Source organism: Allobosea sp. FW305-C-101 (assembly GCF_058783685.1).
Map to the genome: position 1 here is coordinate 508752 of NZ_JBYSYT010000004.1, position 15749 is coordinate 524500.

Sequence of the window (15749 nt, forward strand, 5' to 3'; positions counted from 1 at the left end):
GTCATGACCAGGAGCCGCCATCCTGGTCGGCGCGGTATCGTCCCTTTATTATAGCCGCCGCAGCTAATCCACCCTCCAGCGCGAAAAAGTTCCAATTGGGATCATTCCCGAACTCGAAACCGGGAAAGTGCAAGGAAAAGAAGCACAAGCCCAAGAAAGAGGCTGTCTCCGGCACGCGCATAGAGTGTATCGGGGCCGGCACGCGGCAGTCCCGAATCGAGGACTCCTTCGACACCGAGCGGCAGGCTCGCGATCGTCCGCCCATAGGCGTCGACCACGGCTGAAATGCCGGTATTGGCGACGCGCACCAGCGGCAGGCCTTCCTCGATGCTGCGCAGCCGCGACTGGGCGAAATGCTGATAAGGGCCGCTGGTCTGGCCGAACCAGCCGTCATTGGTCAGGTTCAGGAAGAAGCCGGCGCGTGGGCCGCGCGCGGCGACCTCGCCCGGAAACACCGCCTCGTAGCAGATCAGCGGCGCCGCCGCCGGCAAGCCCTTGATCGCGAGCGGCGTCCGCGCGCTTCCCGCAGAAAAGCCGCCGGGGATCGCGACGAACTGGGACAGGCCGACACCACGGATCAGCGTGTCCAGGAACGGCGGGAGGTACTCGCCGAAGGGGACAAGATGGACCTTGTCGTAGCTGGCGAGGATGACGCCCTCGTCATTGACCACCTGGATCGCGTTGTAGATCGGCGGCCGGCTTTCGCCGGGCAGCGTCTCGCCGGCCCGTGCCGCGCCGGTGATCAGCGTCACGTCGGGCGGCAGCACCGCCCCGATGCGTGACAGGGCGCCGGGCGTTCGGCCGAGCAGGAAGGGAAAGGCCGATTCCGGCCAGATCAGATGCGTGACGTTCTGGAGGCCGGGCGTGGTCGGGCTGGTCGCCCGATCGCTCAGGGCGAGATAGCTGTTGAGGATCGCCTCGCCGTTGCGGCCGTTGAACTTGGCATCCTGCGGCAGATTGGGCTGCATCAACCGAAGCTTCACCCCGGCCACGAGCGGCGCGGGAGCGGCCGGCACACGCCAGTAACCGAAGGCGAAGAGACCGGCCAATGCCACGAGAGCCAGGAGCGGCGGCAGGCGGCGCCCGGCCGGCGTCTGCGCGGTGCCGAGCACGGCCGGGGCCGCGCCGATCGCCACCGCGAACAGGGTCAGGCCGTAGAGCCCCACCAGTGAGGCGGCCTGGGCGAGATGGATCTCGCCCGCCAGCATCATGCCGTAGACATTCCAGGGGAAGCCGGTGAGGACATGGCCGCGCAGCCATTCGCTAAGCGCCAGCATCGCGGCGAGCACGAGGATGCGTCCGGCACCCCTGGGCCAGGCCAGACGCGCGAGGCCGAAGGCAAAGGCCGGAAAGATGGCGAGAAAGGCCGGCAGGGCAACGACGCCAAGCGGCATCGCCCAGGCGAATTTATCGGCCTCGACGAGGAAGGCGGCACCGAGCCACCACAGCCCGGCGAGGAAGAAGCCGAAACCCCACCACCAGCCGACGGCGAAAGCCGCCCGGAACCGGCGCAAGAGGCTGGTGCCGACAGCGCCATCGATCAGCCAGACCGCGACGGTCATCGGCACCACGACGAGCGGCCAGAGATCGAGCGGCGGCAAGGCGAGGGCGCCGCTCGCACCGGCGAGAAGCGCGATCAGGTGCTTCCGCCAGCCCCAACCCAGGATGACGGCTTCCGCGACGCCGGAGAGCCCCATCAGCCCGGCTCCATCGCCGGTTCTTCGGCCGCAGGTTCGCTGCGGCAATGGATGGTCAGGCGCTTCACGCGGCGCTGATCGGAATCGAGGATCTCGAAGCTGAGCCCGTCCGGGCCCTTCACGGTCTCTCCCAAAGCCGGCACGCGGCCCGCGAGCGTGACGATCAGCCCACCCAGCGTATCGATGTCGTCGGCGACCTCGTTGCCGGAGAGATCGACGCCGGTCGCGGTCTTCAGTTCAGCCAGCGTTGCGCGGGCATCCGCGGTGAAACGGTTCTCGCCGGCCGGAACGATCGGCGTCTCCTCGAGATCATGCTCGTCCTCGATATCGCCGACGACGATCTCGATCAGGTCCTCGATCGAGACGAGCCCGTCCGTCCCGCCATATTCGTCGATGACGAGCGCGATATGGGTGCGGGTCGACTGCATCCGGACGAGCAGATCGACCGCCGGCATCGAGGGCGGCACATAGAGGACGGGGCGCAGCAGCTTGGTTTCGGACAGGCGCGTCGAAAGCTCGACGGCGGACAGCGTGTGCGGAATCGCGAGCTTGCCGTTCTCGTCCGGCGGCTGGTTCTCGCCGGGCCTTGCCTTCTCGGCGATATATTCGAGGAAGTCGCGGATATGGACCATGCCGCGGGGATCATCGAGCGTATCGTCGAAGACCGGCAGGCGCGAATGGCCGGCGGTGCGGAAATGCGCGAGCAGTTCGTCCAGCGTCGCTTCGGCCGGGACGGCGACGATATCGGCGCGCGGGATCATCACGTCGGCGACGCGGCGCTCGCGTAGGCTCAGCACATTGGTGAGCATCGCGCGTTCCTGGGCGGAGAGGTCGGCAAGCTCACCGTTCTCCTCGGCCAGGGCCTCGACGATTTCCTCGCGGGCCGTGCCGCCGCCACGCAGGCCGAGCCGGTCAAGGAATTGGCCGAGCCAATGGCCGAGACCACGGCCGGCAGTTTCGTTCTGGGATTGTCGACTGTCGTCGCTCATGATCGTGGGGGCTTATGCGGAAGAAGGAACGGGAGCCGTGACGAGCTCGGCACCGGCATAGGGGTCGGCGACGCCGAGGCGGGCAAGGGCTTCGACTTCGAGCGCTTCCATGCGGCGCGCCTCGGCCTCGGTCTCGTGATCCTCGCCAAGGAGATGGAGCAGGCCGTGGATGGCGAGATGGCGCAGATGATCCGTCACGCTCTTGGATTCGGCCTCGGCCTCGCGCAGCACCGTCTCATAGGCGATGACGATGTCGCCGAGCAGCGGGCTCTGTGCGATGCGTTCCGGCGGCGCGGCCGGGAAGGAGAGCACGTTCGTCGCCTTGTCGAAGCCGCGCCAGTCGCGGTTGACGATGCGGATGCGCTTGTCGTCGGTGAGCAGGAGGCTCAGCTCGGCGCCGGGCATGGGCTTGCGCGGGGCCACCGCGATCCCCGCTTCCAGCGCCTCGTTCAGCAAGGCGCGCAGGCCCGGCAGCTTGCCGAGCTCATGCCAGCGGCGGGACTGCGCCCTGACGTCGAGATTGATCTCCGGAGACGTCTTCTCGGGTGGCGGCGCCAAGCGCCGCCCGCGAGGTCGATCGTTCATCGCGGCCGCTCCCGCGCCAACATCCGCTTCAGCCCTTCGCTGTCGCCTTCCCGGTTGGGATCCGGGGGCGTTTCGGGATTGCGCAAGCGCTCTTCCCGTTCCGCACGCTCATGGCGCGCAGCGCTCTCATAGGCCATGACGATGCGTCGCACCAGATCATGCCGAACGACGTCGCCTTCCTCGAAGCGCGCGTAGCCGACGCCCTCGACATCCTTGAGCAGCTTGACGGCCTCGATCAGGCCCGAGCGCTGGCCCGGCGGCAGATCGATCTGCGAGGGATCGCCGGTGATGATCATGCGCGAGCCCTCGCCCAGGCGGGTGAGGAACATCTTCATCTGCATCGACGTGGTGTTCTGGGCCTCGTCGAGCAGCACCACGGCATTGGTCAAGGTGCGCCCGCGCATGAAGGCGAGCGGCGCGATCTCGATCATGCCGGTCTGCAGGCCGCGCTCGACATGGCGCGCTTCCATGAAATCGTTCAGCGCGTCGTAGATCGGGCGCAGATAGGGATCGACCTTCTCGCGCATGTCGCCGGGCAGGAAACCGAGGCGCTCGCCGGCTTCGACAGCCGGGCGCGACAGGATCATGCGCTCGACCACGCCCTGCTCGATCAGCGAGACCGCATGCCCGACCGCGAGCCAGGTCTTGCCAGTGCCGGCCGGGCCTTCGGCGAGCACCAACTCGTGGCGCTTGAGCTGGCGCAGATAGGCATCCTGCGCCGCGTTGCGCGCCCGGACCGGCCCGCGCTTGCGGGTCACGACCGCGTCGAAGGAGGTCTTGCCGGCATCGGCGGTCGGGAAGAGCGAGCGCTGCACGTTGCTTTCCTCGATCGCGCCGTCGACCTCGCCCAGCGTGACCGGTGCGCCGGCCTTGGCGCGGGCATAGAGCGTCTTCAGCACGCGTCCGGCCTGCTCGGCCGTCTCACGGGCGCCCTTCACGGTGACATGGTTGCCGTTGGGGCTGACCACGACGCCGAGCCGGCGCTCGAGATGAGCGAGATTCTGGTCGTACTGGCCGAAAACCAGGCTCGCGAGGCGGTTATCGTCGAAAGAGAGCACGACCTCCGTCGCCGAAAGCCCTTCACGGACCGCGCTTTCGCGCACGCCGCCCTCGGGGCGGGTGGGCGCGAGGTCGCGCCGCGGGTTCCGGTCGGGTCTTTGCGTCGAATCAGCCTGTGCCAAATGCGTCGCCTCGCTTCAGGCCGGAATGGCGGATGATCCGCCCCCGGCACCTGTTCCACCCGGGCAGGAGCGCCCGGCCGGGTCGTCTCGCAGCATAACCGGACGCAACGATATCAGCCTGATGACAGGCCCGCGCCCATCCCTGGCAAATGGTGATGAGCCCGGACGCGCTCAAGCGGCCAGCCCCTTCCCATCGGTCTCGCCGGCTTCCACCAGCCGGCCGAACAGCGAATTCGTGCTCGTCTTCTCGATCACCACCCGCACGATGTCGCCGATCTGATTCGCGTCGCTCTCGATCTGCACAGCCTGCAGATAGGGCGACTTGCCGGCAAGCTGTCCGGGGTAGCGTCCCGCTCTTTCCAGGAGGACATCCACCGTCCGTCCGACCATGGCCCGGTTGAAGGCCTGCCGGTGATGCTCGATGCGCTCCTGCAGGCGGTAGAGCCGCTCGTTCATCACCTCGCGCGGAACCTGCGCTTCGAGATCGGCAGCCGGCGTGCCGGGGCGCGGCGAATAGTTGAAGGAATAGCTGGAAGCGAAGCCGACCTCGTCGACGAGGCGGATCGTATCCTCGAAATCGGCATCGGTCTCGCCGGGGAAGCCGACGATGAAATCCGACGACAGCGCGATATCGGGCCGGGCCTCGCGGATGCGATCGATCAGGCGGCGATATTCGTCGCCGGTATGCTTGCGGTTCATCGCGGCGAGGATGCGGTCCGAGCCAGCCTGCACCGGCAGATGCAGGAAGGGCATGGCCTGCGGCAGATCGCGATGGGCCGCGATCAGGTCGTCGTCCATGTCTCTGGGGTGGCTCGTGGTATAGCGGATGCGGGCGATGCCCGGCACCTCGGCGACGCGGTGCATCAGGCGCGCCAGGCTCCAGACGGCACCGTCCGGCCCCTCGCCGTGATAGGCGTTGACGTTCTGCCCGATCAGGGTGACGTCGCGCACGCCGGCTTCGGCGAGGCGCTCGACCTCGGCCATGATCTGCGCGACCGGCCGGGAGAATTCGGCGCCGCGCGTATAGGGCACGACGCAGAAGGCGCAGAACTTGTCGCAGCCTTCCTGAACCGTGACGAAGGCCGAGACGCCGCGCGCCAGAATGGCCTGCCGCTTCGGCGCCGGCAGGAAGCCGAACTTGTCCTCGACCGGCAGATCGGTATCGACGACGCGGCGCTTGCCCGCCTCGGCCAGCAATTCGGGCAGGCGGTGATAGGCCTGCGGCCCGACCACGAGATCGACGGCTGGCTGGCGGCGCTGGATCTCGCCGCCCTCGGCCTGGGCGACGCAGCCGGCGACGACGATCTTCGTCTCCTGGCCTTCAGCGCCTTGCGCCTTCTTGATGTCGCGGAGCTTGCCGAGCTCGGTATAGACCTTCTGCACCGCCCGGTCGCGGATATGGCAGGTGTTCAGCAGGATGAGGTCCGCACCCTCCGGCGTCGCCGTCTCCTCATAGCCCTGATGGCTCAGGATATCGGCCATGCGCTGCCCGTCATAGACGTTCATCTGGCAGCCGAAGGACTTGATATGGACTTTCTTCATCGGTGCGGATCGGGTCTCCAAAACGCATCCTTTACTGCGGATCGGGCGCCTTGGGAACGGCTCCGGGGCGCAGGGGAGGGATAAGCAAGCGGCGGACCAACCGGTGTCACGCCTCCGCGCGGCCGGTGACGGCCCGCTGGCGGGCCTTGCGGACGGAGGCTTCGGCAAGCCGCGTCGCCTCCTTGCGCGAGGTCGCCCGGCCCATCACGATCGGAGCGCCCCAGACCAGTTCGACATCGACCGCGCCACATTCCAGCACATGCCTGAGATGCGGCCAGAGCTCGGTATCGCCGTACCAGGCGAGCGCAGCACGACCCACGCGACCGCCCGGCAGGTTCTGCCAACCGGTATAGGTGATGGTCAGCGGATAGACCGTCACATCCGCGGTGGCGTCGCCCATCGCCTGATGCGCGGCGCCGAGCAGGGAGGAGCGGAAGGGCAGGATGCGCGTCCCGTCGCCGGTCGTACCCTCGGCGAAGAGCACCACCTCCTCACCGCCGGCAATGCGTGCGCCCATGGAGGCGGCCATGCCTGCGGTGGCACTGCGGCGCTGCCGGTCGATGTAGAGCGTGCGCTGGAGATTGGCGAGGAAGCCGACCACCGGCCATTCGCCGACCTCGCTCTTGGCGACGAAGGCCAGTTCGCGCTCGGCGCCGATCACGCCGATATCGAGCCAGGAGACGTGGTTGGCGACGATCAGCGCCCCGGTTCCGGCCGGCGGCGGATTACCCCGGACCTTTCGCCGGACGCCGAGGCACCAGCAGGTCAGGCGGTGGAAGCGCAATGGCAGAGCGCCCCGTCGTGACGGCATGACCCGCATGACGACGAGCTGGGCGAGAACGAGCCCGAGCGTGCCGGTGCACAGCATCGCCAGCCGGGCGAGCGCGCCGAAGCGGAGTCCGTTCATGCTCAGGCGGGTCCGGTCATCGGCGGAGCGGCGATCTCGTGGAAACTGGAGTGCCGTCAATGGCGCGATTGCGCCGGCTTGTCACGCGAGATCGAGCCGCATCGCGATCGCGGTCGCGCGGGTGCCGTCCGGCTTGGGATAATAGCCCTTGCGCCGGCCGACCTCGCGGAAGCCGAAATGGCGGTAGAGCCGCTCCGCCGGCTGATTGCCCTCCTCGACTTCGAGAAAGACCTGCGCAGCGCCCTCCTCGGCCAGCCGGGCAAGGTGGGCAGCGAGCAGCGCGCGGCCGAAGCCGTCGCGACGACGGGCCGGCGCGACCACGATGCTCAGGATCTCCGCCTCGTCGGCGGCCCTGCGGGAAATGACGAAGCCTTCGGGGTGCTTGCCGCCGCCGCTGAAGACGCCATCGGTCGCAACCGCGGGATCGGCGATCAGCGCCGCGCATTCGGCCGGCTCCCAACCGCGGGCGAAGCCGCCATGATGATGCAGGGTCGCGACATCGAGGGCGTGCCCGGCATCGAGCCGCATCGTCCGCAGCGGGACCGAATCAGGGTGAAGCAGTTTGCGCAGCCAAGCCATGCCGCCTGTTCGCACAGATTGACGCAACGGCAACCACCATTTGGGGGATGCGATCACCGGCGCGGCAGGCGGGCTTTGTCCTGCGGCGTCGTCTCGGGCGCCTTCAGGTAGAGCGGGCGGGGCGGCGCGCTCTCGGGATCGGCGATGAAGCCGAGCCGGGCGACCCAGGCGATATCCGGCGCCTTGGCGTCGTCGATCACCAGCGCGTCGAGGCCGATCGCCCAGGCTTCGTTGGCAACGGCCAAGGCCGAGGAGCCGACTAGGCTGACCGGCCCTGCGCCGATGGCGCGGGCGGCATCGCGATAGCTGACCTGCCGGAGCGAAACCAGCGGCTTGCCCTCAGCCGTCAGCGCCTGGAACCAGACCTGGCCATGCTTGGCGTCGAGCGCAGCGGCGATGACGCGGCCCGATTCGCGCCCGATCAGGGGCGCGGCGCAGGCGGCGACGGTGGTGACGCCGACCGCCGGGATGCCGGCCGCGAAGGCGATGGCGCGCGCAGCGCTGACGCCGACGCGCAAGCCGGTATAGCTGCCGGGGCCGACGGTGACGGCGACGCGCGAGAGCGAGCCGAAGCCGCCCTCGATATCCTTCATGACGCGCTCGACGAGCGGCATCAGCGCCTCGGCATGCCCGCGATCCATCGCGATCTGCTCGACCGCCAGTGGCTTCACCATGTCCGCCGTGTCCAGCACGCAGGCCGAGCAGGCGCCGAGCGCAGTATCAATCGCGAGAATGCGCATCAGGAGGTCATTCCGCGAAAGGCCCGGCTCATCGTCACCAACAGTTCCGCTTCGCTCAGACGGCTTCGACTTCGCGCACATCCGGCAGGAAGTGACGCAGCAGGTTCTGGATGCCGTGCTTCAGCGTCGCGGTCGAGGAGGGGCAGCCCGAGCAGGAGCCCTTCATCGCCAGATAGACCGTGCCGTCACGATAGCCGCGGAAGGTGATGTCGCCGCCATCGCCGGCAACCGCCGGGCGGATGCGGGTTTCGAGCAGGTCCTTGATCGTCTCGACGGTCTGCGCATCGGCGGGGTCGAAGAACTCGCCCTCCTCGATCACGTCCGCAGCCGAACCGGCCGCCAGGACCGGGGCGCCCGACATGAAATGCTCCATGATCGCGCCGAGGATCGCGGGCTTCAGATGCGGCCATTCGCCGTCCGACTTGGTGACGGTGATGAAATCGGAGCCGAGGAAGACGCCGGAGACGCCGGAAACGCCGAACAGGCGCTGCGCCAGCGGCGAGCGCTCGGCGTCCGTGACATCACGCAGGTCGAGCGTGCCGTCGGGCATGACGGCGCGGCCGGGCAGAAACTTCAGGGTCGCCGGATTCGGCGTGGCTTCGGTCTGGATGAACATGACAACCTCCGGTACCGACGATTCAAGGTCGCCGTTCCTGGCTCCGATATAGGCCGCCGGCTGGAATCATTCCAGCGGAATGGAAGCGCAGGCCGCCGCCCTCAGGCGAGGGCGTCGATCTCCTCGTCCTCCAGATGGCCGGGCACGATCGCGACGGGAATCGGGAAGCTCGCCGAGGACTTGCCGGCAAGCGCGCTGACGAGCGGGCCGGGGCCCTCGCGGCTGGTGCCGGCCGCCAGCACGAGCAGCGAGATATCCTCGTCCTCCTCGATCAGCTTGACGAGCTCGTCGGCCTTGTTGCCGACACGCACGACCTTCTCGGGCTCGAGCCCGGCCAGCGCACGCACCGCCGCCGCGGCGCCTTCGAGACGCTTCTCGGCTTCGGCCTGGGCTTCGGCCAGCATGACCTCGCCGACGCCGAGCCAGGTCTCGTGCTCGGGCGGGGTGGCGACGCCGAGCAGGACGATCGACGCACCGACGCGGGCGCAACGGCGCGCGGCGAAGCGAATCGCCTTGGCGCATTCCTCGCTGCCATCGACCACGGCGAGGAATTTCGGGCGATGGCCCGTCTCGTAGGACCGCCGTCTCTTGACCATGAACTGTCCTGCCGCCGCTTCAGGGACGGGCATGGTGGCCTGCGCCGGCACCCCGGCGCAAGTGCACCCTAGGGTCTGCCCTCGCTATGGGCGCTATTTCGATCGGGCCAAAACGTCCGAAAGCAAGGAGGCGCCCGCTGCCCGATGCCCCAGGCATCGGGCAAGGGACCGACACAACTATCGGCCGTTTTCGCCCGACCCCAAAGGGGCGCGGGCCTTTTGGGCGGCTGGTGCGTCGCGCGGCCTTGCAAACCGGACGGTTTGCTGCGGCCACGCTCCTGCCCGCCGACCAAAATGCCCTGCGTCGAAATAGCGCCCATAGCGAGGGCAGACCCTGACGTCACCGGCTCCGGACGAAGCCAACGATGTCCTTGACCTCGCGCATGATCGGCGCGGCAATCGCATCGGCCCGGTCCGCACCCGCGCCAAGGATATCGTCGATATGCTTGGGATCGTCCAGCAGGCGGCGCATCTCGCCCGCGATCGGCGCAAGCTTCTCGACCGCGAGATCGACCAGCGCCGCCTTGAAGCCGGAGAACTGGCCGCCGCCGAACTGCTTGAGCACGGCGTCCTTCGACGCTCCCGAGAGGCCGGCATAGATGCCGACGAGATTCTCGGCCTCGGGCCGGCCCTCAAGGCCTTTCTCCTCGGAGGGCAGCGCCTCGGGATCGGTCTTGGCCTTGCGGATCTTCTGGGCGATCGCCTCGGCATCGTCGGTCAGGTTGATGCGCGAATAGTCGGACGCGTCCGATTTCGACATCTTCTTGGTGCCATCGCGCAGGCTCATGACGCGCGGCGCCGGGCCCTGGATCATCGGCTCGGGCAGCGGGAAGAAGCCGAGCTCGCGAGTGCCGAGGCCGCGTTCGGCGATCTGCGCCCCGAAGTCGTTGTTGAATTTCTGGGCGATGTCGCGGGTCAGCTCGAGATGCTGCTTCTGGTCCTCGCCGACAGGCACATGCGTCGCCTTGTAGAGCAGGATGTCGGCCGCCATCAGGTTCGGATAGGCATACAAGCCCACCGAGGCGTTCTCGCGGTCCTTGCCGGCCTTTTCCTTGAACTGGGTCATGCGGTTGAGCCAGCCGAGGCGGGCGACGCAGTTGAACACCCAGGCAAGCTCGGCATGGCCGTGCACCTGGCTCTGGTTGAAGATGATGCTGCGCTTGGGATCGACGCCGGCCGCGATATAGGCGGCCGTGACCTCGCGGATGGCGCGCTTGAGGTCGGCCGGGTCCTGCCACATCGTGATCGCGTGCATGTCGACGACGCAATAGATGCACTCATGCGTATCCTGCATCGCGACCCAGTTGGTCAGCGCGCCCAGATAATTGCCGAGATGCAGCGTCGAGGTCGGCTGCATGCCTGAGAATACGCGCTGATGAAAACCCGACATGGGGCACTCCGTCGTCACGATGGAGAAGGGAAGCGGCGCTTCTGGCTCAACCCCGCCGCTTGCGCAAGGGGAGAGCGCCGAAGGCTCCGAGCGTCCAGCCCGCCATGCCGTAGCTCGCCATGCCTGCAAGACAGAGCAGGCCAAGCGCCCCGACCCGATGCAGAGCCGGCTGATCGGAAGCCAACGGCCCGTTCAGCAGCCGCAACAGCAGCTCCAGCACGGCCAGCATGATCGCACTGGCGCCAAGGCTGGCGGCGATCGGCCGCAAGCTGTTGAGGCTCGGGCGCCAGATGCCGTCGCGCAGCAACGCCCCCCCGAGCAGGACGGCCTGCGCCAAGAAGGCGAAGGTCGCCGCGAGCGCCGCCATGCGCGCAGCGTTGCCTTCGTCCGCCAGGCAGAACCCGACGAGGGCAGCGACCAGCACAGCGAAACCGCCGGAGATGAGCGGCAAACGCGGGGCGCGACGCGCGAAATAGACCTGGCCGAAGACTTTTGCGGCGATGGCGAAGGGCAGGCCGTAGCCGAACATGGCCAGCGCCGCAGCGGTGCGCCCGCGATCGGTGGCATCGAAGCGGCCGTGCTCGAACAGCACGGAGACGATCGGATCGGCCAGCGCGACGAGCGCCGTCGCGGCGGGCAAGGCGAGCGCGAGGCCCAGCGCCAGCGCCTGACCCAGCATGGCATCGGGGCCTTCGCGGTTCGCAGCCAGCGCCATGTCGGAGAGCACGACGGTGCCCATCGCGACACCGACGAAGCCGAGCGGCAGCTGGAAGACGCGATCGGCATAATAGAGCGCCGCGACGGCGCCCGGGCCGATCGAGGCAATCTGCGTCGCGACCAGCAGGACGAGCTGTGCGGCGGACGCGGCGAGCAAGGTCGCGCCGCCGGTGCGGACAAGCCGGGTCATGTCCGGCGACCAGCGCAGGCTTGGGCGGGGCAGGCCGGGGCCACGCAGCGCCACGAGGATCATGGCGAGATGGGCGAGACCGGTCAGGCTGGTGCAGAGCGCAAGCCAACGGGCGCCGGTCTCCGGCGGTGTGCCCTTAGCATGCAGCATCAGGAGCACGACGAGCAGGATCGCGTTCATCAGCGCCGGAGCCAACGCCGCGACCGTGAAGCGCTTCTCCGCATTGAGCAGCGCCGCCAGCATGGAAGCGAGCGTCGTCAGGAACAGGAAGGGCAGCATCAGCCGCGTGTAGGAGGCCGCCAGCGCCAGGGTGTTGGGCGCTTCGGCGAAGCCGCCGGCGAGACCGAGCACGAGCCAGGGCGCGAACAATTCACCCAGTCCGACGAGCACCAGCAGCAGCAAGCCGATCTGCCCGGCCGCCTCGCCGGCAAAGCCGCGCGCCGCCGCTTCGCCACGCTCGCCCTTGATCGCGAGATAGAGCGGCACGAAAGGAGCGTTGAGCCCGCCCTCGCCCAGGACGCGCCGGACGAGATTGGGCAGGCGCAGGGCCGCCAGGAAAGCATCCGCCACCGGCCCGCCGCCGAGCAACCGCGCGATCAGCACGTCGCGGGCGAAACCGAGCAGGCGCGACGCGATCGTGGCCGCACCGACGACGGCGGAATCGCGGGCGAGGCTGGAAGATTCCGGCGCCGATGCCGCCGGCTTCTCCATCAGAGAATGAACCGGCTCAAATCGGCATTCTTGGCGAGGTCGCCGATGCGGGCCTCGACATAGGCGGCATCGATCGTCACCGCCTCCCCCGAGCGGTCCGGCGCCGTGAAGGAGATCTCGTCCAGAATGCGCTCGATCACGGTCTGGAGGCGGCGAGCGCCGATATTCTCGACCGTCGAATTCACCTCGACGGCGATGCGGGCGATGGCATCGATCGCGTCCGGCGTGAAGGTGACAGTGACCTCCTCGGTCGCCATCAGCGCCACCGACTGCTTGATCAGGCTGGCTTCGGTCTCGGTCAGGATGCGCTTGAAATCCTCGATGTCGAGCGGGTTGAGCTCGACACGGATCGGCAGGCGGCCCTGCAGTTCGGGCAGCAGGTCGGAGGGGCGCGAGACGTGGAAGGCGCCGGACGCAATGAACAGGATATGGTCGCTCTTCACGGCGCCGTGCTTGGTCGCGACCGTCGTACCCTCGATCAGCGGCAGCAGGTCGCGCTGCACGCCCTCGCGCGAGACGTCGGCGCCGCCCTTGCCCTCGCGGGCGCAGATCTTGTCGATCTCGTCGAGGAAGACGATGCCGTTCTCCTCGACCTCGCGGATCGCGGCCTGGATGATCGCATCCTGATCGATCAGCTTGTCGCTCTCCTCGGCCAGCAGCGGCTGGTAGGCATCCTTGACCAGGACACGCTTGGGCTTGCCCTTCTGGCCGAAAGCCTTGCCGAGCATGTCGGAGAGGTTGATCGCGCCGATCGAGGCGCCGGGCATGCCGGGAACCTCGAACATCGGTGCAGACGCGCCGGCACCAGCCGTCATCTCGACCTCGATCTCCTTGTCGTCGAGCTCGTTGGCGCGCAGCTTGCGACGGAAGGAATCGCGCGTCGCCTGGCTGGAATTGGCGCCGACGAGCGCATCGAGCACGCGCTCCTCGGCCGCGACATGCGCCTTGGCCTGAACGTCCTTGCGCCGGCTCTCGCGCACCAGCGCGATCGCGACCTCGACCAGGTCGCGCACGATCGATTCGACGTCGCGGCCGACATAGCCGACCTCGGTGAACTTGGTCGCCTCGACCTTCAGAAAAGGCGCATTGGCGAGCTTGGCGAGACGGCGGGCGATCTCGGTCTTGCCGCAACCGGTCGGCCCAATCATCAGGATGTTCTTCGGCGAGACCTCCTCGCGCAGCGGCCCTTCGAGCTGCTGGCGCCGCCAGCGGTTGCGCAGGGCGATGGCGACGGCGCGCTTGGCGTCCCTCTGGCCGACGATGAAGCGGTCGAGCTCCGAGACGATCTCGCGGGGGGAAAAGCTGGTCATTGCGGTGCTGTATCCGGTGAACGGGCCTGATGGGAACGTCAGGCCGCTTCGAGCGTCTCGATGACGAGCGAATGGTTGGTGTAGACGCAGATATCGCCGGCGATCTTCATCGCCTTGCGCACGATCGCCTCGGCATCGGGCTCGATATCGATCAGCGCGCGCGCCGCCGAGAGCGCGTAATTGCCGCCAGAGCCGATCGCCATCACCGCGCCGTGCTCGCTCGCCTCCGGTTCCAGCACGTCGCCGGTGCCCGAGATCAGGAGCGAGACCTCCTTGTCTGCGACAAGCAACATGGCTTCCAGCCGGCGCAGATAGCGGTCGGTGCGCCAGTCCTTGGCAAGTTCGACGCAGGCGCGCAGCAACTGGGTCGGGTATTGCTCGAGCTTCTTCTCGAGGCGCTCGAACAGGGTGAAGGCATCGGCGGTCGCGCCGGCGAAGCCCGCGATCACCTGCCCCTTGGCGAGGCGGCGGACCTTGCGGGCATTGCCTTTCATGATGGTCTGGCCGAGCGAAACCTGGCCGTCGCCGCCGATGACGACACGTCCGCCCTTGCGCACCATCAGGATGGTGGTGGCGTGCATCACGGGGGCATTGCTGTTTTCAGACATGAGATGATGAACCGGGTATCGAGACAGGGCGGCGGATAGTGCCAAACATGTTCAGGAGAGACCGCACTATCAAGGGGGGAGCCGGCATGCCACCTGTGAGGGCGGCATAGTGGAATATGCAAGCCATGCTTGAATAGCGTGTTCACCAGCAGTTGAATTTCAGCTTTCGCGGCGTAGACGCAACCATATCAGCGATAAGCCTGATCATACGCACGCGAGTCCTTGGACTCTGCCGTAGAGCATCCGCAGCAGAAGCCCGAATTGCCGTAACGCTAAACGTTTAAGCAGTTTTTTATCATTAACGCCCAAAGGTCAGGGTTTAGATCGGCTTCCATTGTCGGGAAGCCGCCTCGGGGCGTCATCATGAAATCAATCCGGCTGAAAATCCTCGCCATGCTGGCCATCGTCGCCGGCGGCGCCATCCTGTCGGCGATCATCAGTATCTATGGCCTGCACAAGGCCGACGATCTGAACACCCGCTCCGAGATCCAAGGCAATGTCGCGCTGCTGACCCAGCGCATCAACGGCGTCGTTACGGCCGTGGTGATGGAATCGCGCGGCGTCTACATGTCGAAGACGCCGCAGGAGGCGCAGGCCTACGCCAAGGGCATCGAGGAGCGCTTCCCGACGCTGCGCAAGTTCAGCGCCGACCTGCAGAAGGTCGCGCCGCCGGAAGAGCGCGCCGTCGTCGATCAGATCGCCAAGGCCGTCGAGGAATTCATCACCTTCCGGACGGAGACCGCCAGGCTTGGCCGCGAGGTTTCGCCGGCCGCGGCGAACGAACAGGGCAATAACGAAGCCAATCGCGCCAACCGCAAGGCTCTGAACGACCTCCTGATCAGCTTCAGCCAGCGCGTCGAGAAGGCCGGCATCGCGGTCGGCGAGGAAGCCACCGCCTTCACCCGGCAGGTCCAGTGGCTGCTGCCGATCGTCCTGCTGACGACGCTGCTGGTTTCGGTCGGCGTCGCGCTCGTCTTCGCGCAGCGCTCGATCACCAAGCCGATCCTCGACCTCAGCCAGGTCATGGAGAAGCTCACCGCCGGCGATACCAGCGTCAACGTTCCCCATTCCGACCGTCCGGACGAGATCGGCGCCATGGCACGCGCGGTTTCCGTGCTGCGCCAGAGCACCGAGCAGGTCGCCTTGCTGCAGGAGCAGGAACGCGCCGCTGCCGCCGCGCGCCTCGCCCGGGCGCAGTCGATGGAAGCGGTGGTTTCGGATGTCGGCGAGGTCGTCGCCGCCGCTGCGGCCGGCGATTTCTCGGCGCGCCTGCAGATCAACGATGCCGACGAGCAGATGCAGCGGCTGGTTGCCGGCATCAACGAGATCAACGCGGTTGTTGACGGCGCGACGACGGAGTTCGCGGAGGCCCTGTCGGCGATCGCGGGCGG

15 protein-coding genes are annotated in these 15749 nt (G+C 67.6%); 1 reads left to right on the forward strand and 14 read right to left on the reverse strand.

Annotation, left to right across the window (positions count from 1 at the left end):
* Positions 1-101 precede the first annotated feature (101 nt).
* The 14 genes from lnt to hslV form a co-directional block, all read right to left on the reverse strand.
* Positions 102-1697 carry an apolipoprotein N-acyltransferase gene (gene lnt / locus AC3WMA_RS19955; RefSeq protein WP_492287077.1) on the reverse strand — a complete coding sequence of 532 codons (1596 nt, stop codon included), beginning with the start codon at positions 1695-1697 and terminating at the stop codon, positions 102-104.
* On the reverse strand, positions 1697-2686 hold the full coding sequence (locus tag AC3WMA_RS19960; RefSeq protein WP_492287078.1) for a hemolysin family protein: 990 nt from the start codon (positions 2684-2686) through the stop codon (positions 1697-1699). Before AC3WMA_RS19960 ends, lnt begins: the two co-directional genes overlap by 1 nt.
* A 12-nt stretch (positions 2687-2698) precedes the next feature.
* Positions 2699-3271 (reverse strand): rRNA maturation RNase YbeY, encoded by a 573-nt coding sequence (gene ybeY / locus AC3WMA_RS19965; RefSeq protein WP_492287079.1) that lies wholly within the window; start codon positions 3269-3271, stop codon positions 2699-2701.
* A complete protein-coding gene (locus tag AC3WMA_RS19970; RefSeq protein ID WP_492287111.1) occupies positions 3268-4374 on the reverse strand; it encodes a PhoH family protein in 1107 nt (368 codons plus the stop codon). Before AC3WMA_RS19970 ends, ybeY begins: the two co-directional genes overlap by 4 nt.
* Before the next feature lie 249 nt (positions 4375-4623).
* Positions 4624-5994, reverse strand: a complete 1371-nt coding sequence (gene miaB / locus AC3WMA_RS19975) for a tRNA (N6-isopentenyl adenosine(37)-C2)-methylthiotransferase MiaB (RefSeq protein ID WP_492287080.1) — start codon at positions 5992-5994, stop codon at positions 4624-4626.
* A gap of 106 nt (positions 5995-6100) precedes the next feature.
* On the reverse strand, positions 6101-6901 hold the full coding sequence (locus tag AC3WMA_RS19980; protein ID WP_492287081.1) for a lysophospholipid acyltransferase family protein: 801 nt from the start codon (positions 6899-6901) through the stop codon (positions 6101-6103).
* A gap of 81 nt (positions 6902-6982) precedes the next feature.
* Positions 6983-7480 carry a GNAT family N-acetyltransferase gene (locus tag AC3WMA_RS19985; protein ID WP_492287082.1) on the reverse strand — a complete coding sequence of 166 codons (498 nt, stop codon included), beginning with the start codon at positions 7478-7480 and terminating at the stop codon, positions 6983-6985.
* Positions 7481-7533: 53 nt separating this feature from the next.
* Positions 7534-8220 carry a tRNA (adenosine(37)-N6)-threonylcarbamoyltransferase complex dimerization subunit type 1 TsaB gene (tsaB, locus tag AC3WMA_RS19990; protein WP_492287083.1) on the reverse strand — a complete coding sequence of 229 codons (687 nt, stop codon included), beginning with the start codon at positions 8218-8220 and terminating at the stop codon, positions 7534-7536.
* A 55-nt stretch (positions 8221-8275) separates the two neighbouring features.
* The gene (locus tag AC3WMA_RS19995; protein WP_173043174.1) at positions 8276-8836 is read right to left on the reverse strand and encodes a NifU family protein; all 561 of its coding nucleotides are present in this window, start codon (positions 8834-8836) and stop codon (positions 8276-8278) included.
* A gap of 101 nt (positions 8837-8937) precedes the next feature.
* A complete protein-coding gene (locus AC3WMA_RS20000; protein ID WP_492287084.1) occupies positions 8938-9432 on the reverse strand; it encodes a universal stress protein in 495 nt (164 codons plus the stop codon).
* A gap of 340 nt (positions 9433-9772) precedes the next feature.
* Entirely contained in the window at positions 9773-10822 is a 1050-nt protein-coding gene (gene trpS / locus AC3WMA_RS20005) for a tryptophan--tRNA ligase (RefSeq protein ID WP_492287085.1), read from the reverse strand.
* Between the two features lie 46 nt (positions 10823-10868).
* Positions 10869-12440, reverse strand: coding sequence for a murein biosynthesis integral membrane protein MurJ (gene murJ, locus AC3WMA_RS20010; protein ID WP_492287086.1), 1572 nt, complete (start codon positions 12438-12440; stop codon positions 10869-10871).
* The gene (hslU, locus tag AC3WMA_RS20015; protein WP_492287087.1) at positions 12440-13750 is read right to left on the reverse strand and encodes an ATP-dependent protease ATPase subunit HslU; all 1311 of its coding nucleotides are present in this window, start codon (positions 13748-13750) and stop codon (positions 12440-12442) included. Before hslU ends, murJ begins: the two co-directional genes overlap by 1 nt.
* Positions 13751-13788: 38 nt before the next feature.
* The gene (hslV, locus tag AC3WMA_RS20020) at positions 13789-14358 is read right to left on the reverse strand and encodes an ATP-dependent protease subunit HslV (RefSeq protein ID WP_492287088.1); all 570 of its coding nucleotides are present in this window, start codon (positions 14356-14358) and stop codon (positions 13789-13791) included.
* A gap of 363 nt (positions 14359-14721) precedes the next feature.
* On the opposite strand from hslV, the gene AC3WMA_RS20025 reads away from it, so the two are divergent.
* Positions 14722-15749 (forward strand): HAMP domain-containing protein (locus AC3WMA_RS20025; protein WP_492287089.1); only part of this gene is annotated, 1028 nt, incomplete at its 3' end.

Coding starts and splice junctions, on each gene's coding strand:
- murJ (WP_492287086.1), bottom strand. CDS start 12,440: ATGGAGAAGCCGGCGGCATCGGCGCCGGAATCTTCCAGCCTCGCCCGC.
- ybeY (WP_492287079.1), bottom strand. CDS start 3,271: ATGAACGATCGACCTCGCGGGCGGCGCTTGGCGCCGCCACCCGAGAAG.
- trpS (WP_492287085.1), bottom strand. CDS start 10,822: ATGTCGGGTTTTCATCAGCGCGTATTCTCAGGCATGCAGCCGACCTCG.
- hslV (WP_492287088.1), bottom strand. CDS start 14,358: ATGTCTGAAAACAGCAATGCCCCCGTGATGCACGCCACCACCATCCTG.
- AC3WMA_RS19980 (WP_492287081.1), bottom strand. CDS start 6,901: ATGAACGGACTCCGCTTCGGCGCGCTCGCCCGGCTGGCGATGCTGTGC.
- tsaB (WP_492287083.1), bottom strand. CDS start 8,220: ATGCGCATTCTCGCGATTGATACTGCGCTCGGCGCCTGCTCGGCCTGC.
- AC3WMA_RS20000 (WP_492287084.1), bottom strand. CDS start 9,432: ATGGTCAAGAGACGGCGGTCCTACGAGACGGGCCATCGCCCGAAATTC.
- AC3WMA_RS19995 (WP_173043174.1), bottom strand. CDS start 8,836: ATGTTCATCCAGACCGAAGCCACGCCGAATCCGGCGACCCTGAAGTTT.
- lnt (WP_492287077.1), bottom strand. CDS start 1,697: ATGGGGCTCTCCGGCGTCGCGGAAGCCGTCATCCTGGGTTGGGGCTGG.
- hslU (WP_492287087.1), bottom strand. CDS start 13,750: ATGACCAGCTTTTCCCCCCGCGAGATCGTCTCGGAGCTCGACCGCTTC.
- miaB (WP_492287080.1), bottom strand. CDS start 5,994: ATGAAGAAAGTCCATATCAAGTCCTTCGGCTGCCAGATGAACGTCTAT.
- AC3WMA_RS19985 (WP_492287082.1), bottom strand. CDS start 7,480: ATGGCTTGGCTGCGCAAACTGCTTCACCCTGATTCGGTCCCGCTGCGG.
- AC3WMA_RS19960 (WP_492287078.1), bottom strand. CDS start 2,686: ATGAGCGACGACAGTCGACAATCCCAGAACGAAACTGCCGGCCGTGGT.